The organism is Paenibacillus sp. FSL L8-0638 (genome assembly GCF_038593075.1).
Classification (GTDB): Bacteria; Bacillota; Bacilli; order Paenibacillales; family Paenibacillaceae; genus Paenibacillus; species Paenibacillus polymyxa_D.
The window spans coordinates 2,725,214-2,750,325 of sequence record NZ_CP151960.1; the positions used below are offsets into that span (position 1 = coordinate 2,725,214).

Annotated in this window: 12 protein-coding genes and 1 pseudogene; all 13 read left to right on the plus strand. The window is 45.1% G+C overall.

Translation table 11 applies throughout. The features are described from left to right. The first annotated feature begins 119 nt into the window (after window positions 1-119). The 13 genes and pseudogenes from MKY35_RS12120 (at window position 120) to MKY35_RS12180 (ending at window position 25,088) form a co-directional block, all read left to right on the plus strand. A complete protein-coding gene (locus MKY35_RS12120) occupies window positions 120-914 on the plus strand; it encodes an SDR family oxidoreductase (protein ID WP_342446492.1) in 795 nt (264 codons plus the stop codon). 92 nt (window positions 915-1,006) lie between these two features. Beyond that, window positions 1,007-1,309, plus strand: a complete 303-nt coding sequence (locus tag MKY35_RS12125; protein ID WP_029518474.1) for a putative quinol monooxygenase — start codon at window positions 1,007-1,009, stop codon at window positions 1,307-1,309. Window positions 1,310-1,321: 12 nt separating this feature from the next. Then, window positions 1,322-1,501, plus strand: a pseudogene (locus tag MKY35_RS12130) (hypothetical protein); the annotation flags it as partial. A 655-nt stretch (window positions 1,502-2,156) separates the two neighbouring features. After that, entirely contained in the window at window positions 2,157-2,924 is a 768-nt protein-coding gene (locus MKY35_RS12135) for an S-layer homology domain-containing protein (RefSeq protein WP_342446493.1), read from the plus strand. Between the two features lie 140 nt (window positions 2,925-3,064). Further along, complete coding sequence (locus tag MKY35_RS12140; protein WP_342446494.1) at window positions 3,065-3,295, plus strand: hypothetical protein; 231 nt, start codon at window positions 3,065-3,067, stop codon at window positions 3,293-3,295. Between the two features lie 634 nt (window positions 3,296-3,929). Further along, on the plus strand, window positions 3,930-4,349 hold the full coding sequence (locus tag MKY35_RS12145; protein ID WP_342446495.1) for an acyltransferase domain-containing protein: 420 nt from the start codon (window positions 3,930-3,932) through the stop codon (window positions 4,347-4,349). After that, window positions 4,319-4,789: an ACP S-malonyltransferase gene (locus MKY35_RS12150; protein ID WP_342446496.1), complete on the plus strand. Its 471-nt coding sequence runs from the start codon at window positions 4,319-4,321 to the stop codon at window positions 4,787-4,789. The genes MKY35_RS12145 and MKY35_RS12150 overlap by 31 nt, the downstream gene beginning before the upstream one ends. Window positions 4,790-4,816: 27 nt before the next feature. Next, complete coding sequence (locus tag MKY35_RS12155; protein WP_342446497.1) at window positions 4,817-5,149, plus strand: hypothetical protein; 333 nt, start codon at window positions 4,817-4,819, stop codon at window positions 5,147-5,149. Next, window positions 5,124-6,728, plus strand: a complete 1,605-nt coding sequence (locus MKY35_RS12160) for an AMP-binding protein (protein ID WP_342446498.1) — start codon at window positions 5,124-5,126, stop codon at window positions 6,726-6,728. The genes MKY35_RS12155 and MKY35_RS12160 overlap by 26 nt, the downstream gene beginning before the upstream one ends. After that, entirely contained in the window at window positions 6,661-8,316 is a 1,656-nt protein-coding gene (locus tag MKY35_RS12165) for a beta-ketoacyl synthase N-terminal-like domain-containing protein (protein WP_342446499.1), read from the plus strand. The genes MKY35_RS12160 and MKY35_RS12165 overlap by 68 nt, the downstream gene beginning before the upstream one ends. Before the next feature lie 30 nt (window positions 8,317-8,346). Next, entirely contained in the window at window positions 8,347-11,061 is a 2,715-nt protein-coding gene (locus MKY35_RS12170) for an aminotransferase class III-fold pyridoxal phosphate-dependent enzyme (protein ID WP_342446500.1), read from the plus strand. Between the two features lie 501 nt (window positions 11,062-11,562). Next, window positions 11,563-20,439 (plus strand): amino acid adenylation domain-containing protein, encoded by an 8,877-nt coding sequence (locus tag MKY35_RS12175; RefSeq protein WP_342446501.1) that lies wholly within the window; start codon window positions 11,563-11,565, stop codon window positions 20,437-20,439. Window positions 20,440-20,462: 23 nt separating this feature from the next. Next, a complete protein-coding gene (locus tag MKY35_RS12180; RefSeq protein ID WP_342446502.1) occupies window positions 20,463-25,088 on the plus strand; it encodes an amino acid adenylation domain-containing protein in 4,626 nt (1,541 codons plus the stop codon). Window positions 25,089-25,112: the final 24 nt, after the last annotated feature.

A 25,112-nucleotide genomic window follows, 5' to 3' on the forward strand; every position in this document is an offset into this window, starting at 1 on the left:
TGTCATTTGGCGTGTTAAACAAGAACTTTGGCGCAATATGCTAGTTACTGGACAATCCAGACAAGATAATATAATCACTATCCGGAGCACGAGACTGTTTAAAAAAGGAGAAGTGTATTATGGATATGGGATTAAAATATAAAACAGCTTTAGTTACAGGATCAACGAAAGGCATAGGTAAAGCAATTGCCATTGAACTAGCCAAAGAAGGTGTTAATGTACTAATTAATGGACGAAATTATGAAGAGGTAGAACGAACTGTAAATGAAATTAAGTCAGATTTCCCAGCTACCTCCCCTCAAAATGCTATAGCCGATATTGTGGATATTGGACAAAGAGAAGCCTTATTTGAAAAATACCCCGAAATTGATATTTTAGTTAATAATATGGGAATTTATGAAATTATGCAATATGTGGACGTAAATGATGAAGTGTGGGAAAAATACTTCCGCACTAACGTTCTTGCTGCAAATGGATTATCAAAATTTTATTTACCTAAAATGTTGAAAAATGATTATGGTCGCCTTATTTTTATTGCGAGTGAAGAAGCAATTATGCCTTCAGGACAAATGCCTCAGTATGGTATGACAAAATCTATGTTGTTGTCATTGTCAAAAAGCTTATCTAAATTAACAATAGGAACAGAAGTTACAGTCAATACGATCATGCCGGGACCAACGCTCTCTGAGAATGTGCACCAAATAATTGAGAGTATGTATCCTCATGAAGATATGACTTTTTCAGAAAAAGAGAAAGATTTTATGGTTACAAACCTGCCTCAATCTGAAATACAGCGATTTATCAAGCCTATTGAAATAGGAAGACTAGCTACATTTGTATGTAGCCCTTATGCATCTGCATTTAAAGGTTCTCCAATCCGTATGGATGGAGGAATGGTACCGACTATTTTTTAGCGTTTGTGGAGAAACTTGCTGAAATTACGCTGACATTGCGGAACATTATGATAAGATGAAGTCAAATTTCACTCGAGGGTAGGATGAGGATCATGAACCATTTTGCTATGTATGGAAAGTTGATGGCACTTCCAGGGCAAAGGGATGCTCTTGCAGGCATCTTGCTAGAAGCGGCCGATCTGTTGAAGTCGAATACTGACTGCTATTTGTATATAGTCAATGTGTCAGACGACGACCCGAATGCGGTGTATGTGACCGAAGTGTGGAAAGATGCAGATGCTCATGCAGCCAGTCTTAAGAACGAAGAGGTACTGGCGTCGATACAACGCGGCCGACCGTTGATTGTCGGAGCGGAGCCTATTAAACTGCGTGCCCTAGGCGGAAAAGGCCTGTAGGGTTATCACTCAATAACGAGTATTCTAATCACATTAATGAAAATTATTGTTGCATATTACGCTGAAGGAGTTCAAGCAGCTAAGTTATGTTTTAGATATTTAAAGGTCGGAGGCTACATTCGATGTGCAGTCCCAGATGGTTACTTTCCGGATGAATGGTATCAAAATATAGTCAAAATCGGAGGACCTGGGAAAACGCTTTTGTAACAAGTGAAAGGTTGGCAGATAAAATTGGCCCTGGTATAATAAGGGTAATTCACTAAGGAGAGATTTTATTGTCTAGAGCTGTTCTTTACTAATCCAATTCCATAAAAAGAGGTTTTCATGCACCTACTATTCCTCTGCCCAATTTTTGTATTACGGGTGGGATTTGAAAGCTTCGGAATTAGTTAAGAACAACGGATATTACCAGATCCTTAGGGATACCTGTTATAATGAGTCCAATCCGTGTTGTTTCAGCGCGGATTTTTTTGTGGCCCAAATAGCAGTTGATATGAGGGTAGGAATGACGTATGTTCATTCCTGCCCTTTTCTAATTTTTAGCAAAGGGGGATAGAAGGGAATTACTCACTCCATCAGCTCTAAGAATTTGTTTTTGAAGTTAGGATTTCAAATTTGTCACAAGGATGAAGAATTGCTTTATTGGAAATATCAAATGAAGAAAGTAGGAGGGGTTTAGCAGAAAGGAATGCGAATACTGGAGGGTGAAGTTCGCTAAAGTAACTGAGAACGATAGTTCAACGCTATTTTCTCATTAATATCATCATTTTCTTTTGAAATGCCGATATAAAATTGAGTCTAGAGAACTATTTTATACATAAATTTTACCTAAAGGAAGTGGAAAGAGATGTTGAAAAAGAAATGGCTTATCACCCCGTTGGTTGCGACGACACTGTTTTTCGGTCAATCTGCCTTCGCGGCAAACACGTTTTCTGATGTGGAAGGAACAAAATATGAATGGGCTGCCGAATCGATTCGTTCCATGGTCGATAAGGGCATTGTCAAGGGCTATGAAGATGGGACCTTCAAGCCAAGCAAAACCATAACGAAAGCGGAATTTGTACATATGTTTCACAAGCTTTTTCCAGAAATTGATCGTTCTTCCGGCGAATCTTCCGATTTTGTGGATGCGCGTAAACACTGGGCGAATAAAGATTTTGCAGCAATATTCAACGGGGACTATGTTTGGCCGTATGCTGAAAGTGTTGGGGGGAAATATCCAAACTATCAATTCTATGTCAAGCCTGACAAACCACTGACCCGCTGGGATGTGATGATGATTGCCTCTCTTCGGACGAATTATACCAATCAGACGCTTCATCCTGAGATTGAGGAAGTGATCTCCGCAGCTGCGCAGTACAAGGATATGAAAGTTCGTCAAGCCAATTACAATGATAATTTCTCGGCCTACTATCCGGTGCTGTACATCGACAAGACTGGAGAAGAGTACTCCTATGATGGAGATTCCCAGGATCAAAAGGCAGAAGCATTCTACACCCTAACCAAGATGGGGGTCTTTACCGCTAATGAAGGATACCTTCACCCAAAAGCGCTAGTCACACGGGCTGAAGCTGTTACCATTTTACAGCGTTTGTACGAGGCCACAACGAAGTGATTTTTAGATCAATGATGATCAGATAAAAGCAAAAAAAGATTCAACAAATGGCTTCATTAACACCTCAAAGAGTAGTGCTGTTAGGTTTTGATAAGCCGAATTCAGAAAATAAACAAATCTAAAAGTATGTTGATGAATATGTGGGAAAATTGAGATTTCAAACCGCTGATCTGAACAAATCTGAACTGAATATCTACCTGCAAGAGGCTTGTCATTTTCGGACAGATGTTCAGTTTGACGCTGTGTTCTCCAATGCACCTTGCACTGGATCAAGGATGCTCTTGGATGTCACATCTGCTGACAAAGAGTCCATCTACCCGCCATTGAGGCAAAGATTAAGCCAAATCTTAACCAAGGAGGTCAGTGGATGATCGACACTATCTGCTTGCTCATTGTAGTCATTAAGGAAACTACATAAGGAGATAAACGGCTTTGCAGTTTTCTACTTATTTAGCTACGTATCTATGACGATGCCTAAACGTCGATTACTGTCGAAGGACAATAACTATGTATATGAAGTCGCCAAATTGGCGGCTTTTTTATTTTAACGACAGATGCCAGTTATTAGCTTTCACGAAAAAAGCATCCGCAGTTTCGCGCGGAATGACTGCAACGCATTACAAGTTGGTTGCCAAGCAAGAAATATAATTCACAATCTATTACTTGCGTTTATAAAATATATGTATTATATATCACTGTACTTTAATTCATTTTAATGTTTATATTAAATTAATAGCCTTCATCTATATTTTACTACACTCATCTATGATGCTGAAGTTTCTAAGTATCAAGTCTGAACTTCCAGCACACTCCAGTTTTTTTACACTTCCCAGACTACAAACACACTTTTATTTCTAACTACATCTTGAAACTCAAAAACGATTCACTTTTACATGTCGATTACTGTTTTGCTGTATCTATCTTAAATACATAGGAATGTGAACATCTGAACCCCAAAAAACATTTTTGTTTTACCGCCTTTTATGGTGAGGAAAGGGGTTAGACATGAGTAGCATGACTTTGCTTTTTTCGGGACAAGGGTCTCAGTATGTCGGGATGGGAGCGGCATGGCAAGGAGGTTTTTCAGAGGCAGATCTCATCTTTGAAGAAGCTGCTGATATTTTGGGATATGATTTGAAAACTTTATGTATGGAAGGACCCATCTCCCAATTATCAAGAACATCCTACACCCAGCCTGCACTACTCACGATCAGTGTAATCGCATTCAGACGTTACATGCACGATGTTGGGATTATTCCCGAATTTTCGGCAGGGCATAGTTTGGGTGAGTATTCTGCATTGGTAAGCAGCGGAGTCTTGTCGTTTGGCGATGCTTTGCGGGTGGTACAAGAACGGGGGCGCTTTATGGAAGAAGCCTCAGAGGCCGGAGTGGGTTGCATGATTGCTGTTCGGGAGCTAATTTAGAGCTGTTAGAAGAGCTGTGCGATCACTATGCAGTAACCAGTCAGCCTATTACCATCGCATGTTATAACTCTTCCTATCAATACGTCGTTTCTGGTCATCATGCCTCTGTTGCTGCGTTGGCGGAACAATTAGAGCAACGCGGGTTCCAAATTACCCGTTTGCAAGTCAGCGGCCCTTTTCACAGTCCGCTTATGCAGCATGCTGCTGACCGATTAGCATTGGAGTTGCAAAAATATACGTTCCATGAACCACGGTGGCCTGTCATTTCTAATGTTACAGCACTGCCATATACGGATGCCAACAGCATTCGTCAAGGTTTGCATTTGCAAATGGTCCGTCCAGTGCGGTGGATACAAACGATGCAGTATATGGAGAAACATGGGGTGAAGCAGGGAATTGAATTAGGACCGCGAACGGTACTGAAAAACTTGGCTAAGTAAACAAACATCGCTTTTGAGGTGCTTTCCTTGGACAGAGACTTGGATCGGATTGAACTGGAACGTCGTTTTTCGATCCGTGATTGGTTGGTCAAACCGCTGGCGGTGGCGGTGTCCACACCCAATGCGAATTGGAATGAGGATGAGTATCATAAGGGGGTTATTTTGCCTATTCGCAGGTTGGAGGAGTTACTCAAAAGTATAGAATCGGGCAAATCTTCTTCTGCTTATGAACTAAGACGCGAAGCGCTGGAGTGTATTCGCCTGATATTGCAAACCAAACAAGTATCTGCAGGAGAGCAGGAGGAAGTTTTAGACCTTTTGAGGAGGGATCAGGATGGAGCAGTTTCAAACTTTAATTGAAATCATTCAGGACCGAGCCAGTAGAGCTGAAAATGGAATTATTTTCATTTCGGGTGATACACAGGAGGAATATGTAAGCTACAGTCAACTTCTGGAGCAAGCACTGCAGGTACTTCATCAATTGCAGGAAAAAGGAGTAGAGCCTGGCAATAAGCTAATTATGCAAATTGAAGACAATCATACCTTTGTGAATGTGTTTTGGGGCTGTCTGCTCGGGGGAATCGTCCCCGTACCTGTAAGTATCGGAAATAATGATGAACATAAAATGAAGCTGTTTAAAATCTGGAGTACCCTTACTTGTCCTTACATGATTGCGGATCATAAAGTATTAGAGCAGCTAGAAAAGTATTCTCACCAGCATGAGATGCTGGATTTCTTTGATTCTGTAAAAAAAGCGACCTTTTCTAGTCATGATTTTGATTATTCCGATCAGAACAAAGGGACCATACATGAATCCAGACCGGAAGATTTGGCGTTTATTCAATTTTCCTCTGGTTCGACAGGTGATCCTAAGGGAGTCATGCTGACGCATGAGAATCTCGTATACAATATTCGGGATATCGCCAGTCAAACGGGAATGACTTCAAGTGATACGTATCTGGGCTGGATGCCACTCACACATGATTTGGGATTGATCGCTTTCCATTTAACCTGTGTCATTGCTCATGCTAAGCAGCTTATTATGCCGACAGCACTTTTTATAAGACGTCCGTCTTTATGGCTAAAAAAGGTGTCGGAACATAAGGTGACTCAAATCTGCTCTCCTAACTTTGGCTTTAAATTTTTCCTGGATCAAAATAAATCTAAAACGGCGGATAACTGGGATTTGTCAAGTGTTCGCATGATTTTAAATGGGGCTGAGCCCATATCGGTGGAGCTTTGCCATGTGTTTATGGAAGCCATGAGTGCACATGGATTAAAAAAAAATATCATGTATCCTGTATACGGCTTGGCAGAGGCAAGCGTAGGTGTTTCCACTCCACCTTTGGATAAAGATAATTTTGTTACTATTCATTTAAATCGGCAGCAACTGCATGTAGGTGATCCTATAGAAGAAGTAGATTCATCCGATAAACGTTGTCTTACATTTGCGGATTTGGGCTACCCCATGGCCAGCACATCCGTTCGTATTTGTGATGAGCAAAATCAGGTGCTAAAGGATGATGTAATCGGATACACCCAAATTAGCGGCAAAAATGTGACTGCCGGGTACTATAACAATCCCGAGGCTACCGCAAAGGTCAAGACAGAAGATGGCTGGCTCATTACCGGAGATTTGGGTTTTATGAGAAACGGACGATTGGTGATTACAGGCAGAGCCAAGGATATTATTTTCGTGAACGGCCAGAACATTTATCCGCATGATATCGAAAGGATTGCGGAGGAACTGGACGGGGTGGATCTAGGGAAAGTAGCCGTCTGCGGTGTACATGATGCACAAACTAGACAGGATCGTATTGTTGTTTTAAATAGAGTTATTTTTGCCAATCGTCCAAAGGCTGAAAAGCCATTTGAATTATCGGGGAGGATGGCATGTTCAGGACGTAGTTCCAATCCGCCGTATTCCCAAAACAACTAGTGGAAAGGTTCAGCGTTACAAGCTGGCTCAGAGCTACGAGCAGGGAGAATTTGAAGTAGTATTGGCATCCCTGGCGGAGGCCACTCGAATTACACAGGAAGCGAACCATGCCCCTATGCGTCAAGGTGAGATCGAGCAAAAACTGATTGGGATTTGCCAAGCTATTTTAAATGTACAGTCAATTGGGACGGAAGACAGCTACTTTGATATCGGCGTAACTTCCTTACAACTCGTTCAGATCGTGGACCAATTAGAGGAACAGCTCGGGATTCATATTGAGGTAACGGACTTTTTCTCTTATCCGACTATCGCTAAGCTAGCTGGTTATATATCCAGCCAGGATTTAGGTCATAAGGTGATTACAGCACCGCAATTGGAATCCAAAGAGGAGGTAGAGGACCTGGATATCGCCATCATCGGCATGTCAGGCAAATTTCCTCAAGCGGAAACATTGGAGCAGTTTTGGGCGAATGTGGCATCAGGCGTTGACAATATCAGCCCGTACAGCGACGAAAGAAGAAAAGATGCCGAAGATTTCATTTCGCGTCTGAATACGGAAGGACGGAATATGCAAATCGCAGAAGGTGGCTATCTGGATGAAGTAGACAAGTTTGATTACTCCTTCTTTAAGTTGACTCCACGGGAAGCCTCACTCATGGACCCGAATCAACGGTTATTTCTACAAACGGCCTGGAGTACGATTGAGGATGCGGGGTATGGGGGGAAGCAACTGGCTGGCAAAAAGGTCGGTGTGTATGTCGGTTTTTCCAAAACCAGCTTTGAATATGAGCGTTTGTTGTCCGAGGTGGAACCAGGCGCGTTGCCGAACTTTGCCATTGGTAATTTATCGTCCATTATTTCCAGCCGGATTGCGTATTTGCTTGATTTAAAAGGCCCAGCACTGACCATTGATACGGCATGCTCTTCGTCACTCGTGGCGGTACATCTGGCGTGTAAGTCGATTTTGAATGGAGACTGCGAGATGGCTTTGGCCGGTGGAGTGAAGATCATTTTGCTGCCGTTGAAAGCAGGCATTGGCATGGAATCCTCCGATGACCGGGCTCGAGCATTTGACGATCAGTCAGACGGCACCGGCTGGGGAGAAGGCGTTGGAGCCGTATTCTTAAAGCCGCTCCGCCAAGCGGAAAAAGACGGAGATCACATTCTGGGTGTGATCAAAGGAAGTGCGATTAATCAGGACGGCAGTACGATTGGAATTTCCGCGCCCAACGCGCTGGCTCAGTCAGAAGTCATTACGCAGGCGTGGCGTGATGCACGGATCGATCCCGAGACGGTGAGCTATATTGAAGCCCACGGTACAGGCACCAAACTGGGTGATCCTGTTGAGATCAAAGGCATTACCCAAGCTTTCCGCAGGTTTACACAGCGTAAGCAGTTTGTGGCGATAAGCACGGTCAAAACGAATATTGGGCATTTATACGAAGCTGCGGGGATTGCGGGATTGATCAAATGCGTGCTGTCGATGAAGCATCAACAGATTGCACCGCTCGTTCATTTTCGCACACCCAACCGGAACATCCATTTCGAAGAATCTCCGGTGTATGCCAACACTAGACTAAGGGAATGAAAGACAGACGGATTTCCGAGAAGATGCGGGGTGAGTTCCTTTGGCTTCAGCGGGACAAACTGCCACGTGGTGCTGGAAGAATATATAGTGAAAAAGGGTGCGGATCAAGAAGCCACCGACCGAAAAAATGAATCATCGCCATTGCTGCTGACACTGTCCGCGCGAAGTGAAGGAGCTTTAAGCGAGTTGATTGCACGGTACGTGGATCGCTTTGAACATGAGGAAGAATTGCAGATGGAGGATGTCTGCTATACGGCTAACACGGGCAGAAGCCACTTAACATACCGAGTGGCTGTGATAGCCGAAGGAGCGGAGGCTCTGAAAGCGAAATTACTTCAGCTTCATGAGCAGGGCAAGGCCATTGAAGGTGTATACATTGGAAAAGTAGATAGCAGTGGTGGTACAAAAACAGCCGTCGGAAGCTCGGACACTTTGCAAGCACTGGAGCAAGTAGCAGTGAAGTACGTACAGGGGGCACAGATAGACTGGGACACGCTATACGCAGGTCACTCGTACAAAAGGGTTTCTTTGCCTACGTATCCGTTTGAAAAGAAAAGGTGCTGGATTCATGTGCCAGAACAGATTCGAGCGGAGCAGACTGCATCCGTTTATAAAAATACAATAGTAAGGGAGTCTGAAATTATGGAGAATGAGTATTCGGCGTCAGCGTCGTTTACTGAACAGCATAAATCTTCCATTCAACAAAAGTTAGCGAAAATGATCGGTAATGTATCACAACTTAGTCTTGAGGAACTGGAACCGCAAACACATTTTCTAGAACTAGGGCTGGACTCCATTAATTTGTCCCAGGTCCGCCACAGTATCAAGGATACATTCGACCTGGATATCCCAATGAATGAATTTTTTGAATCGCTGACCACGCTCGAACTGTTGACTAGCTACGTTGCAGATCAGGTGAGTATTTCCTATTCAGACGAGACAGCAGCAGTTGGTGCTGTGGAAAGACAACCGAAAATACCCCTTAATCGGGTAGATGCTACTACAGTATCAACTTGGACAGGGCAGGAATCCAGCGCAATTGGTACATCGTCTCATGGAATAGTTACGTCCGGGCAAGAGCCATCTCAAAGCACAACGGTTATAGAGACTTCTGCGAGTGTCGAGAAGATTTTGCAGCAGCAGCTGCATGTGATGTCACAGCAGCTTGATGTGCTCCGAACTCAACCGGGAAGGGCTTTACCGTCAGAAAATATAGAAAGCGCAGAGAGCTTTGAAACCAAACAGGAAGTCGCAACTGCATTAGCTACTGTTGCATCGGTACTAGCTGTTCCGAAGAAGGCAGTCCATGAAGCAAAACCGTTTACGCCTTATAAAAAGCTGGAGGTCAAAGCCCATGCATTGCTTTCACAACGACAAGAACAACATCTGCAAGAGCTGATTGAGCGCTATACTGCTCGGACGCGAAGCACCAAGCAGTACACTCAGCAGTATCGGTCTGTCTACGCGAATAACCGTAATGTAGCTGGCTTCCGGCCTATTTTAAAGGAAATGGTCTATCAAATTGTATCTCAACGTGCAGAAGGTTCCAAAATTTGGGATTTGGATGGGAATGAATATGTAGATTTGACCATGGGCTTTGGTGTTAATCTGTTTGGACACAATCCAGCCTTTATTCGTGAAAAAATTGAGGCAGAGCTAAAGAACGGCATGTGTGTCGGACCTATGTCCAACATGGCAGGACAAGTCGCCGAGAAGATTTGCAAGCTGATCGGTGTAGAACGGATCGCCTTGTACAATTCCGGCACCGAGGCGGTTATGGTTGCCCTCCGTTTGGCGCGTGCTGCCACCGGGCGAGCTAAAGTAGTCATTTTTGCCGGCTCCTATCACGGTACATTCGATGGGGTGCTTGCGTTGGGTAGCGCAGGCAATAATAAGGAGCATTCCACACCTCTGGCGCCTGGTATCTTGCAGCACATGGTGGACGATATCGTTGTAATCAATTATGGAACGGACGAATCGCTGGATTATATACGTACACATGGGCAGGAGCTGGCTGCTGTGCTAGTGGAGCCGGTGCAAAGCCGTCGTCCTGATTTTCAGCCGAAGGCCTTTTTACAGGGGGTTCGTCAGATCACGGAGCAATCCGGTACAGCCTTTATTTTCGATGAGGTGATTACAGGCTTCCGGATTCAACCGGGAGGCGCTCAAGCGTGGTTTGGGGTACAAGCTGACCTTGTGACCTACGGTAAAGTTATTGGCGACGGGATGCCGATCGGCATCGTAGCAGGGAAAGCCGCCTTTATGGATGGGATTGACGGAGGCTCCTGGAGCTTCGGAGACGATTCCTATCCTCAGAATGAGCATCGACGAACTTTTGTAGCCGGTACGTTCTGTCATCATCCGCTGGCGATGGCGGCATCTTTGGCGGTGTTGGATTATTTGGAAAACCACGGGGAGCAGCTGCAAAATCGGTTGAACAGCCGTACTTCGGCGTTGGCAGCAGAGTTAAATAGTTACTTTACCGATGAGCAGATACCCATAAAAATTGTTCACTTTGGCTCACTATTTCGCTTCGTACTCAAGGGTGATCTGGAGCTTTTCTTCTATCACATGCTGGAAAAGGGTATTTACATCTGGGAAGGGCGGAACTGCTTCTTGTCGACCGCTCATACGGAGGAAGATATTGCGTGGATCATACAAGCTGTCAAGGACAGTGTAGATGAACTGCGTAAAGGGGGCTTCTTGCCCGATCTGACACGCGAACACATTAATGTGAGACGTTAAGCAAACTGTCCAATCCCGCATTTATTTTGCTGAAAAATCGGGTAAAGTGCACCTTGGCGTCTTTACGCTCCAAGTTTGATTATATGTCAGGTTCTATTCTTAGGATTTGACATTTTTAGTAGTACACCCAGTATGGGCATCAGTTATGTCATCGAATTCAATTGTCATAAATTGACGCATGTCAGCGAGTAAACGAAAAGATTTGGTTTTTTTAGAATCATTACTGAAAAAAACTAGATCCTGCATAATAAGTTAGATAAGCGCATTTAGCCATTGATGGTTTAATAAAACAAATTAGATCCTCGCTTTACCAGATGGATAATTATATTTTATTAGTATGAGGATGGTTTCTTTATACAGTGGACCGTTCATATTTACCTTCTTATGAGAACTTTATCTTGTACCCCTAGCTAGGTTATATCGTGTTTTTTAGGCTAGCCCACAGTTGGAAAGGATAAAATTAATTCCTTGAATACCCCCATAGTAAAGGAGTCTGAAAAGATGGTGAATGAGTATTTCTCGACGGAATCTGCTTCCAATCCGCAAAAATCTACGATTACTAATAAACTGTCAAAAATAATCGAAAGTGTATCCCAACTTAGTCCAGACGAATTAGAGCCGCAAAAACATTTTTTAGAACTGGGTTTAGACTCTATTCTTCTGTCTCAGGTTAGACACAGCATTAAAAGTACGTTTGGCTTGGAAATCCCGATGAACGATTTTTTTGAATCACTGACTACGCTAGAGTTGCTGACAAACTATATTGCTGATAGGGTAGCCTCGACCTCTGAAGAATTGACCCGGAATTCGGAGGAGCTTCAGTTGACTGCGTCGTCCAGTGTCACCTCTTGGGTGCCTTCCGTCTTGCCGGGCTGGAGTCAAAAATCCACTACCCCTATAGAAGATCCCGCATCCCATGAAAGCAAGCTATCAAATGAGGATATATTTGCGGGGAGAGAACGAATTTTAGAAATGCAACTTCAACTCATGTCGCAGCAGATGGAAATACTACGTCAGTCTCGTCTTGCACCAGTGGCAATGTCTGAATCGCATTCACTACAAACTGCTGTCGAGCCTCAGACATCCGCGATGCAGGAGGTAGCTGCCACAGTTACTTCTATTTCCTCCGTCCAGGCTTCCGTCTCAGCTGTTTTGCCAGACGGAAAAGACTCAAAAGCATTTGTTCCCTATCAAAAAATAAATGTGCAAGCCCATAATTCACTTTCACTTAGGCAGGAAAAGCATCTGCAAAAGCTGATTGAACATTACACGATGCGCACACGAAAGACTAAAGAGTATACTCAGCAATACAGGTCTGTATACGCCAATAACCGGAATGTGGCCGGATTTAGGCTTGCTCTCAAGGAAATGGTGTATCAGATTATATCTCAGCGTGCAGAGGGTTCTAAAATTTGGGATTTGGACGGTAATGAATATATTGATTTGACGATGGGGTTTGGGGTCAATTTGTTTGGTCACAACCCATCCTTTATTCGTGAATCGATAGAAAAGGAAATACATAACGGAATGTGCCTTGGACCGATGTCCAATATGGCCGGGCAGATTGCCGAAAAGATTTGCAAGATGACAGGCATGGAACGAATTGCGCTATATAACTCGGGGACAGAGGCGATTATGGTGGCTCTTCGGTTAGCTCGGGCTGCCACCGGGCGGGATAAGGTGGTGATTTTTTCTGGTTCCTATCACGGTACTTTTGATGGAATATTGGCATTGGGGGGGACAACGGATGACAGGGACCAACATTCCACTCCCCTGGCGCCTGGTGCACTACAGCACATGGTGGACGATGTCGTTGTGCTCAGTTATGGAACGGACGAGTCACTCCAATATATCCGCTCCCATGCCCATGAACTGGCTGCTGTTCTCATAGAGCCAGTGCAGAGTCGTCGCCCTGATTTCCAGCCCGCAGCTTTTCTGAAGGAAGTACGTCAGATTACGGAGCAATCCGGGACCGCGTTCATTTTTGATGAGGTAATTACAGGCTTCCGTATTCAGCCGGGGGGCGCGCAGGCGTGGTACGGGATTGAAGCCGACCTTGTAACTTACGGTAAAATCATTGGGGGCGGGCTTCCCATCGGTATCGTGGCAGGGAAAGCATCGTTCATGGATGGAATTGATGGAGGAGTGTGGAGCTTCGGAGATGACTCTTATCCACCGCATGAGCAACAGCGGACGTTTGTAGCGGGAACTTTTTGCCATCACCCCCTGGCTATGGCAGCTTCCCTGGCCGTACTAGAGCAGTTGGAGAAGGACAGGGGGCAATTGCATAACGAGCTGAATAGTCGTACGAAGGCGTTCGCAGTAGAACTGAATCACTATTTTACGGAGGAACAGATACCTATAAAGGTCGTTTACTTCGGTTCCTTGTTCCGTTTCATCCTTAAAGGTGACTTGGAACTATTCTTCTATCACATGCTGGATAAAGGAATTTATATATGGGAAGGCCGGAACTGTTTTTTGTCAACGGCTCATACTTCGAAAGACATAGAGCGGATTGTACAGGCAATTAAAGAGAGTGTTAATGAGCTGCGCAAAGGAGGATTTCTGCCGGATCTGTACCCTCATGAAAACCATCTAAACAAGCCTTTTATTCCTGAAACTGCAACTGCAGACCTTAAGGAATCGACGATTATGCTGACTCCGGATCAGAAGCAGTTATGGTTCGCCTCGGTCTCGGATTCAAAGGAATCGCAGTCGCTTCATGAGACTGTTTTACTGCGTTACCGGGGTCCGCTACATCTTAAGGAATTTAATGAAGCTGTCCATCGCATTGTTAAACGTCACGAAGCCTTACGCACCTTCATGGGAGATGATGGAGAAACGCAGATCATCGCCCCGGCAATGACCCTCAGCATTCCGCTGCATGATATCAGCAGTCTTTCTGTAGAGGAGCAGAAACACGATATCCGTGCTTGGATGGAGAAGGATAGGGAGACCGTATTCCCAATAAGTGCGGGCGAACCTTTATTCCGTATCCGGCTTTTAAAAACGTCGAATGAGAAGCACATCGCTGCATTTACATTTCATCATCTGATTGCAGATGGCTGGTCCATCGGAGTGTTTTTCCATGAATTGGAACAATTTTATTCCGCTTGTGTACAGGGGGAACACTGCACGCTTCCCGACCCTGTTCCGTTTCGAGATTTCGCAGCATGGCAGCAAAACCAGTTAGAGGCAGGTGGAGCGGCTGCCCTTGCTTTTTGGTCAGATGTACTTGCGAAGCCATTGCCCGCCCTTGACTTGCCGTCTCTCCAACGCAACATTAGCTCTCCTTCTTCGCGTGGAGCACGGCACACCATTGTGGTGGATGCACCTCTGGTGAAGCAACTGAAATCAGTCAGTATTCGGCTTGGCAACAGCATGTTTGTGACTTTATTATCTGTTTTCCAGCTTTTTTTACACAGAGTGACAGGCCAAAATCAAATCATGGTAGGTATTCCAACCGCAGGGCAATCTCATATGGGTGTGTCCCCGCTAATTGGCAACTGCGTTAACTTGCTCCCAGTGATTTGTGAGGTAGACTCTGGAGCAACGTTCACGGAATTCACACAGACGGTCAAGCGAGTAATGCATACGCTGGATGCTTATCAGAAATACAGCTTTGCCGGACTTGCCCAGATAGGATTAAGGCATTTGCCCGTCCTTAACGTGTTGTTCAATATGGATAGGCCCATTCCAGAGTTTCACTATTACGGACTGGAAACAGAATTGTTGGAGCATGAAATATTGTCCACTCAATATGAGTTGTTTCTGAATGTTACGGAGTCTGGTCAGCAGTTGCGGCTTGATTTTGACTATGCTGCGAGTCTTTTTCAACAAGACACTCTGGAAGTATGGGCGCAATACTTTTTACATCTGCTGAGCTCGGTTGTGCAGGAAGACGGAATGCGGATATCTGCGCTGTCTTTGCTTCGAAGTACGGAAAGGGAGCGGCTTTTGGAAGTGTGGGGGACATACGCGGATTCTAAAGGGAATTATCCTTGTGTCCTTGACAAATATAAACATCCGTCTCCTACGGGTACCATCGGACAAGTATATTTGGCCACATCCGCTGGTTTACTGGGAACGACGCTGGAATGGGCTTATATCGAGGTTGGAGGGAGAATTCGACATATCGGTGCAGCCAACCGAGATGTTCTTATTCGCGGTCATCAAGTGAATCTTGAGCAGATAGAGAAACATCTTTTGCGAGCACTGGATTTGGATACCTGTGTTTTGACGGCACGGAAAGACGGTGAGAGCAGTAACTCTTCGTATCTAGTGGCTTATATAGTGGAGAATAATTCTAATTCGTGGGATATAGCGAAGCTGAAAGAGAGTGTTAGCTCAATACTTCCTGATTATGGGCAACCTCGCTTTTGGGTTCTGATGGATAGTATCCCTCTTTTGGCTGATGGGAAGCCGGATTTTCAATTATTACCGAAACCAGAAGATATCAGGATAGAGGACTCGCAGAAGCAGGTTTCTGACAGCAATATGACTGAGGACAAACTGATATCCATATGTAAGGAAGTTTTGAATGTATCTGATATCGGATACAACGATAATTTTTTTCAAATGGGTGGAGACTCCTTAAAAGCGACTGTTCTTCTAAGCAGAATTAACAAGGAATTCGAAGTATATATTCCGCTGGTACAAATTTTACATTTGCAAACGATTGCACAACTGGCGGCACATGTAAAAGGAGGACAAAAGCGAAAGTTTGAGCCGCTTGTTCCGGCAGATTTACAGCCCTTTTATCCGGTATCTCCCGCTCAAAAAAGAATGTATGTGCTGGATCAAATGGGTGGAGGTGCAGCGTATCATGTATCGGGTCAACTGCATATAGAGGGAGAGTTACACGTTTCCAGGTTCATTGATGCAGTGAAGGAGGTTTTTTCACGGCATGAATCCTTTCGGACGTATTTTGAGATAGTAGACGGGGAAACCGTGCAGAAGGTACAGGATGTGCTTTCACTGGACATTCCTGTTACTCCAATTTCCGAAGAGGATGCTAATCACGCCCGTGAACTGTTTATTCAGCCATTTGACCTCAGTAAGGCTCCTTTAATTCGTGCTGAGCTATTCGCAATCCATCGTGACCAGTTTATGTTGCTGATCGATATGCACCATATCATTTCAGACGGCTTCTCAATGGCAGTATTAATGGATGAGATCAGCACGCGGTATCAGGGTATGCCACTTGCCCCCATTGACGTTCACTACAAAGACTATGTCGTTTGGCAAAAACAACATTATTCCGGAGACAGCCAAGCAAAGGATGAAGCATTTTGGTTAGACACGTTGGACGGCGAGCTCCCTGTATTAGACCTGCCAACTGACTTTGCTCGTCCGTCAAGTCAGAGCTTCGCAGGGGACAGCCTTACCTTCATTGTGCAATCCAAGCTGACGGATAGACTTAATCAATTGGCAAGAGACACGGGAGCAACGCTCTTTATGGTGCTTTTGGCAGCTTATAATGTGCTGTTAAGCAAATACTCCGGGCAAGAGGACTTCCTCGTAGGTACACCGGCAGCGGGTAGAGGGCATGCGGATACGGAAGCGATGATCGGCATATTTGTGAATACTTTAGTTCTCCGTAATCGACCGCTGGCATCTCAGCCATTCAGTGCTTTTCTGGAGGACGTAAAACATAACACTCTGCTTGCGTTGGAGCACCAGGAATATCCATTTGACCAACTGGTCGACAAACTAGATCGAGTACGCGATGTAAGCCGCAATCCCATCTTCGATTCGATGTTCAGTCTGCAAAATAAGGGAATAGAGGTCATTGAACTCGGCGGACTTCGTTTGCAACCGAATGAGTTTAATGCAGGTGTATCGAAGTTCGATCTTTCATTACATGTAACGGAAACTCAAGACCAGTTCACTTTCACCTGGGAGTATGCGACCAGCCTGTTTAAGTTGGAGACGATTGAGCGATTTGCCCTCCATTATATAAAAGTGTTGGAAATCGTAACTCAAGATGTCGGAATTCGCTTGGCTGACATGGATATGCTGACAGAAGAAGATAAGCACTTATTACTATATGAGTTCAACAACACCTCTGCCTATTTTCCGCGGGATGCAACGATTCACGGAAGGTTTGAGCAGCAGGTTAGCAGGACTCCAGATGACATGGCAATCATATTTGGAGATAAGTGTATGACTTACCAAGAGTTGAATGAGCTGGCGAATCGTTTAGCGCGAACGCTGCGGGCAGAAGGAGTGGGACCGGATCAGCCGGTGGGGATTATCGCTCAGCGTTCACCTGAGATGATGATTGGCATCTATGCAATTCTAAAAGCAGGTGGAGCTTATGTACCCATTGATCCGGAATACCCACAGGAAAGAATTCAATATATGCTTGAAGATTCGAGAACACAACTGGTGCTGACACAACCACTGTTTGCAGAACGGCTGAAGCAATATGCGGACTGCAAGGTAATGGTGTTGGATTATGCTTCCACGATCATGGCTTTGCAAGCGTCCAGGTCCACGGAACCTATGACAGACTGCATGAGTAGCTGGCATGAAGATGCCTCCAACCTTGAGCCTCTAGCAGAACCAAACCATGCGGCCTATATCATCTATACATCCGGTTCCACAGGGAAACCGAAAGGGGTTATAGTTGAGCACCGCTCAGTCGTGAATCGGCTCTGCTGGATGCACAATAGATATGGGCTGAGCGTAGAAGATACGATTTTGCAAAAAACTGCCTTTACTTTTGACGTATCCGTATGGGAGTTGTTCTGGTGGTCGATGGTGGGCTCTAAAGTAAGCTTGTTGCCAATCGGCGGAGAAAAGTCTCCCGAACAGATACTGAACACGATTAATGAAGACAAGGTGAGCACCCTTCATTTTGTACCCGCGATGCTGCATATTTTTCTGGAATATCTGGAGCAGCAGCCAAGGGAAACAGTGCAAGCAAAATTGAAAACGTTAAAACATGTATTTGCCAGCGGTGAAGCATTGCCTCCTCAGCAGGTGGCGCGTTTCTATCGAATTATGTCAGGGATTGGAAGCGCAAAACTAATTAACTTATATGGTCCAACAGAAGCTACTGTAGACGTTTCATTCTTTGAATGCGAGCCTGTGGAAGAGCACTCGGTGATCCCGATCGGTAAACCGATTGATAATATTCATTTGTATGTTGTACAGGAAGGTACGGAGCGATTGCAGCCGATTGGAGTGGCGGGAGAACTTTGTATCAGTGGTATAGGAGTAGCCCGTGGCTATCTTAATAGACCGGAATTGACCAAAGAGAAGTTCGCTACTAATCCGTTTAACAGCGGAGCGGAGGGTTATGAGCGGATGTACCGCACAGGAGATTTGGCGCGTTGGATGCCTGACGGCAACATTGAATATCTGGGGCGGATCGATCAACAGGTTAAAGTAAGAGGATATCGCATTGAACTGGGTGAGATTGAAGCGCAGTTGCTGTCCGTAGACGGAATCCAGTCAGCAGTGGTCGTAGCGCGGGAAAACAAAGACGGCTACAAGGATTTGTGTGCATACTTTGTGGCTTCTGAGCCATTAAGTCCGCTGGACGTGCAGAATGCGCTCAAGCAGCAGCTGCCGTTTTTTATGATTCCAACATATGTGGTGCCTATGCAGCAGCTTCCTCTTACAGCCAATGGAAAAACGGACCGAAAAGCTTTACCTGAGCCGGACCGACATGACTCTTTACAAACGGATTATATTGCTCCGAGAACTGATGTGGAAAGGGCGCTGGTCGTGGTATGGCAAGACGTTTTGGGATGTGATCATATAGGCGTTCGAGATCATTTTTTTCTGCTTGGCGGCGATTCTATTAAGGCCGTTCAGGTGGCCTCACGTCTGCGTCAGCATGGTTATTCCCTTGACATTTCTCTTTTGATGGAGCACCCGTTCATTGAGGATCTCAGCAAGCTTGTGACAACTTTGTTCCGCTACACAGACCAGAATTCGATAGATGGAGAGATTCCAATAACATCGATTCAGCGGCAGTTGAATGCACTGGGTACATTTTACACCTTGCGTACGACAACATCCATGCTATTTGCGGGTAACCCGGACTTCGATGAGAATCTGTTACGGTTTGTGCTGCAAACATTAACTACTCATCACGAGGGACTACGGCTTGGTCTGGCGTCGATCGATGAGCCGAATATCCTTATGTACCGAGATGAAAATGAAGAACTGTTCACACTTGATGTGTTCTCACTTGCAGATGATGACCATCAAGCTAGCAAGCAATTACAGAGCGAATGCTTCCGGATTCAAAACAGTTATGGAATGTTTGAGGGACCCAGAGTACGCGCAGGCTTATTCCGGATGTCGGGCTCCGACCAGTTCTTTCTTTCTGTAGATCCGCTAGTGGCTGATCCTACATCTTGGCGTATCCTGCTTGAGGATTTCACAACTGCCTATGAACAAGCTCTTAACGGGGAACCGATAGTGCTTCCTGACAAAACAGATTCTTACCGCTCCTGGATGCGGTGGCTAGAAGACTATGCAGACAGCAAAAAGCTGGCCAAAGAGAAACTCTACTGGCTGGATAAAGTTAATTTCGATGGCGAATTTATACCGAAGGATCATAAGGCACCTGCACATTCAGAAGCACTTCGTCCAGTAGAGCATTGCATCATACAGCTTTCGGACGAGAAAACAAGCCAGCTGTTAACACGGGCTAACCAAACCTATAATACGGTGACCGCTGAGTTACTGCTTGCTGCATTGGGACTGACTATAGTGGAATGGTCCGAACAGTCTAAGATTGCCATTGGATTTGAGCATTATGATCGGGAGCAACAAACTGTGACTTCGGACAAACCGGACCTTTCAAGAACCATAGGTCAATTCGGTTCCATATATCCGCTTGTTCTGGATATGGAGCCTGGAGAAGACAGTTCTCTTTTGCTCAGAAACGTAAAGGAGACGGTCCGGCAAGTACCCAACCAGGGTTTAGGATATGGATTACTAAAATATGGAGCTGCATCCTCTGGCAGATCAGAATTTAATGCTCAGTATTACCCGGAAATTGGCTTCCGCTTGATTCATTCTGAACCGGTCAGTTCCTCTCACTTTCATACTTCGCCTATGGATGCTGAATTATGGTCCGGCCAGAATTGTAGCGTTTCTGATTTAGCCTATTCCCTCTATCTGGATGGGCGGATGAAATACGGTAAGCTTTCCATCTGCATGCTTTATAACCGTCACGCGTATGAAGAAGATACTATCCGAATGCTTCTGTTGCGTTTTGAGCATCATTTGTCGGGCATTATTCAGCATTGTCTGGACCAATCCGGACGGCAACTAACACCATCGGATGTGGGAGCACGTGGTTTGGATCTAGATGAGTTTGAAGACATGAAGCAGTTTTATGAGAATCTATAACGATTCGTCCGAGGAGGATATCCATGATCGAAGGACTTGAAATTGAAAAAGTGGTCAACTTGACTCCCTTACAGGAAGGAATGCTCGTTCATGCGCTGATGGAACCAGAATCACAGGCTTATTACGAGCAATTACGTATTTCTGTTCGGGGAGATCTGGATTGGAATGCCCTGCAAGAAAGCTTTCAGCTGTTGGTTCAGCGTCATGAAACACTGCGCTCGAACATTTATCATAAATCCGCTTCTCGTTCGCGGCTGATTGTTTTTAAAAAGCGAAACACGGCGATTACTTACGAAAATATGACAGAGCTGACCGGAAAGGAGCAAGCCGACGCTATTCGTAGATTTATGGATATGGACCGTAACACCCATTATGATTTGAGCAGGGATATGCTTATCCGGATGGCTGTACTTCAAACAGATAAAGATGCTTATACGGTGCTTTTAAGTTTTCACCATATTATTATGGACGGCTGGTGTCTTGGCATCATAATGGACGAGTTGTTAACGGCCTATGAAGCCTATCGTACAGGCCGTTCCGTTCAATTGCCTGAACCACGACCTTACACCGGGTATGCCGACTGGCTTGAAGAACAGGATCAGGAGGCGGCCAAGGACTACTGGAGTTCTGTCTTACAAGATTACGAACAAACGGCTGGACTTCCGATGCTAAAAACTCCAGCTACAACTCCTGAAAAAGGCGGCTATCTGCTGCAGGAATATAGAACGACGCTGACGGAAACAGAGACCAGCACTTTGCGGGCGATTGCTGAATGCAATGGGACCACGCTCAGCAGTCTTTTTCTGGCCGCCTGGGGAATTGTACTTGGTCGTTACAACGGAAGCAAAGACGTAGTTTTTGGCACGGTGGTATCTGGCCGCCCGTCGGAATTGGATGAAGTAGAGCGAATTGTCGGATTGTTCATTAATACCATTCCATTACGAATTAGATTAAATGAAGAAAAGAGTTTTGTTGAATTATTGCGCGATGTCCAGAGAGCCTCTGTCCAAGGAAGGAGGAACGGATACTGTTCACTTGCTGAAATCCAGTCGCAATCTGCACTCAAGCAACGCTTGCTTGATCATATCGTTGTATTCGAGAACTATCCGCTGGAAAACATGATCGGGAGACGGGACTGGCAAGACAAACTCGGATTCATTATTGAGGACGCTCGGTTATTCGAAGAAATACCGTATGACTTTAATATTGAGGTTGAAGATAAGAAGGCAATGAGTTTCATATTGTCCTATAACGGCAGGGTCTATAGCAGTGAAGCGATGAAGCGTCTGGCCCATCATTTGAAGCATGTCTTCCTGCAAATTTCCAGAAATCCAGATGTTTGCCTTCGTGATGTTCGGCTGTTAACAACCGAAGAAGAGGCTACTTTGACGAAATTATGGAGCGGACCCGTTGTCCAGTTTCCTGCACTTACTTTTCACGGGATATTCGAAGCGCAGACGGAGCGTACGCCAGAACGAGCGGCCGTCATATATGAAGATACAATGCTTACTTACAGACAACTTAATGATAGAGCAGACGCTCTTGCCCATCTTTTGCAGAAGCGTGGAATTACACGGGAGAGTCTGGTCGCTGTCATGGTTGACAGGTCTGTTGAGATGATAGTGGCGGTGCTGGGAATTATGAAAGCAGGAGCTGCCTATGTGCCAGTAGATCCTGTATATCCAGAAGAACGTATTGAATATATGCTGCGTGACTGTGGAACGACGATTGTGCTTACGCAATCTCACCTGGCGGGTTGGCTGAAAACAATGGATTTCATGGGCCAGGTAGTCGATCTCGCTACGTTGCCACTCCAGCCCGAGATGGATTTGGACAAGCAGTATATCTCCACTTATGAACCCGGCTCTTTGGCGTATGTCATTTATACATCGGGTACCACAGGTAAGCCCAAAGGCGTTATGGTTGAACATCAACAATATGTCAACACCGCACTCGGTTACAGACACAGCCAAGGATTTAAAGATTTCCCTATTAAGCTACTGCAAATTGCCAGCATGTCGTTTGATGTGTTTGCATGCGATTTGGCCAAGGTATTTGTCAATGGTGGTACCTTAGTCATTTGTCCTGAAAACGTGAGAAATGATCCAGCTGCCTTGGCTACACTGTTGGAGCAGCAGGAGATTACTACGTTTGAGACGCCGCCTGTGCTTTTAGCTCTGCTATTGAATTACATCTATGAGCATGGTACAAATATCAGTTCCCTAAAGCTGCTTACTACTGGAGCAGATAGCTTGGCTGTTGCAGATTACCGTAAGATGTTGACCCGTTTTGGCAGCAAGATGCGGATTATTAATACGTATGGAGTTACCGAAGCCGCAATCGAATCTAGCTTTTATGAGGACGAGCTGGAAAAATTGCCTCTGTCCGGTATTGTCCCTATCGGCAGAGCTCTACCGAATCATAAGTTATATATTGTTGATGAGAGGATGCGTCCGGTCCCTGTCGGTGTAACGGGCGAGCTGTGTATTGGTGGAGCTTCTGTAGCGCGGGGATATCTGAACAGGCCGGAGCTTTCGGCTGAGAAATTCGTGTCTGATCCGTTCTTGCCCGGTGGACGCTTGTATCGTACGGGGGATCTAGCACGCTGGCAGCCAGATGGGAATATTGATTTTATCGGGAGAGCTGACTACCAATATAAAATTCGCGGATACCGGATTGAGCCTGGAGAAATCGAATCTATTTTGCTCGAAACGGAAGGAGTACGCCAGGCGGTTGTTGTTGATCGACTGGACACAGCGGGACAAAAGTATTTATGTGCCTATGTTGCAGGTGCAGCTGAGAAAGACATGCTGCGGGATAAACTGGCTCGGCAGTTACCAGTCTACATGGTTCCAGCCCAAATCATTGTATTGGAACAGTTGCCATTGACCCATAACGGGAAAATAGACCGATCCAATCTGCCCGAACCGGATGAAATAGCACCGTTGGATACCGTATATGAAGCACCACAGGATGAATTGGAAAAAACAATTGCTTTGATCTGGGAAGAAGTGATTGGTGTTAAACCAATTGGATTACACAACAACTTTTTCGAGCTTGGTGGGGACTCGATTAAAGCATTGCAAATTGCAATCCGCTTAAATGCCAAAGGCCTGAAAATGGAAGTAAAGGACTTATTCCGTTACCCTGAAATTCACCTGATAGCGCCGTTTATAAAAAAAATCACCCGTATCATTCCCCAAGGGATTGTAGAGGGTGAGGTAGAATTGACACCCATTCAACTCGATTTTTTTCAGCATCATCGGAGAGATCGTCACCATTATAATCAGGCGGTCATGCTACAAAATGATGAAGGATGGAATGGATTATGGCTGAAAAACGCCATGGACAAGCTGGTAGCCCATCACGATGCATTACGGCTCATTTTTGTGGAAGAGGAAAAGGGAGCCTCCGCCTATAACAGGGGAGTGAACGAAGGTGAGTTCTTTACATTAACGAGCTATGATTTGACACAATCAAGCCAGCCTGAAGAAGAAATCCGACACATTGGTGATGAGCTGCAAAGCAGTTTGGATCTGCAACGAGGTCCTCTCATACGTTTAGCTTTATTCCATTTATCCGGTGAAGATCATCTGATGATCGTTATCCACCATCTTATTGTAGACGGTGTGTCTTGGAGAATTTTGCTGGAAGATTTGGGTACCGCCTATGATCAGGTAGCTCGCGGTGAGATGCCGAATCTGCCTGCCAAGACTGATGCTTACAAAGAGTGGGCTTCAGGACTGACCACTTACGCCGAAAGTGTACAGGTACGCCAAGAAATCAGCTACTGGAACAATGTAGACTCACGCAGGATACGTCGATTGCCAAGGGATCATGAAATCGCGGTTAGCTTGATACAGGATCGACGCCTAGCGGAGGTAGTACTCAGCAGGGATGAGACGGAAAAGCTGTTGAAGCATGTACATCATGCCTATCATACGGAAATGAATGATCTGTTACTTACAGCCTTGGGTCTGGCTTTTTATGATTGGAGCGGTTATAACGAAATCCCGATTTTGCTGGAGGGGCACGGTAGGGAGGAGATCATTAAAGATTTGGACATCTCTCGTACAGTCGGCTGGTTTACCTCCCTGTATCCTTTTGTAATCGAGGTCAACAGACCCGAAAATTTGGCCTATCAGATCAAAATGGTTAAAGATAAGCTGCGGCGGGTGCCTAATAAGGGCATCGGTTATGGTATTTTACGTTATTTGACCAAAGACCAGACTAAATCCGCTTCTCTAGTCGCAGCACCATTCCCGGAAATTAGCTTCAATTATTTGGGGCAATTCGACGAAGAAAACAGCGCAGACATGCTTTGGCGTATTTCCAGATTAGCAGACTTAGCCAATGGTGAGAGAAGCCCGCGTGCGGAAAAGACGAATACATTTGACATTAACGGCATGATAACGAACGGAATCCTTCGGTTTGGATTTGAATATAACGGGCTTGAATATGGTGCAGTAACGGTAGAGCGATTAACGATCGGCTTTAAAAAACATCTATTAAATCTTATCCATCATTGTTGCACTAAGGATCAGGCGGAGCGCAGCCCTACGGATTTTACATATAATCAATTGTCTATGGGGCAATTTGAACACATATCGAGCCGATTATCGGATAAGCTGGGAAATCTGTTGAAATAAAGGATATCCGCAAGTTGAATCTCA

Coding starts and splice junctions, on each gene's coding strand:
- MKY35_RS12120 (WP_342446492.1), top strand. CDS start 120: ATGGATATGGGATTAAAATATAAAACAGCTTTAGTTACAGGATCAACG.
- MKY35_RS12125 (WP_029518474.1), top strand. CDS start 1,007: ATGAACCATTTTGCTATGTATGGAAAGTTGATGGCACTTCCAGGGCAA.
- MKY35_RS12135 (WP_342446493.1), top strand. CDS start 2,157: ATGTTGAAAAAGAAATGGCTTATCACCCCGTTGGTTGCGACGACACTG.
- MKY35_RS12145 (WP_342446495.1), top strand. CDS start 3,930: ATGAGTAGCATGACTTTGCTTTTTTCGGGACAAGGGTCTCAGTATGTC.
- MKY35_RS12160 (WP_342446498.1), top strand. CDS start 5,124: ATGGAGCAGTTTCAAACTTTAATTGAAATCATTCAGGACCGAGCCAGT.
- MKY35_RS12175 (WP_342446501.1), top strand. CDS start 11,563: ATGGTGAATGAGTATTTCTCGACGGAATCTGCTTCCAATCCGCAAAAA.
- MKY35_RS12180 (WP_342446502.1), top strand. CDS start 20,463: ATGATCGAAGGACTTGAAATTGAAAAAGTGGTCAACTTGACTCCCTTA.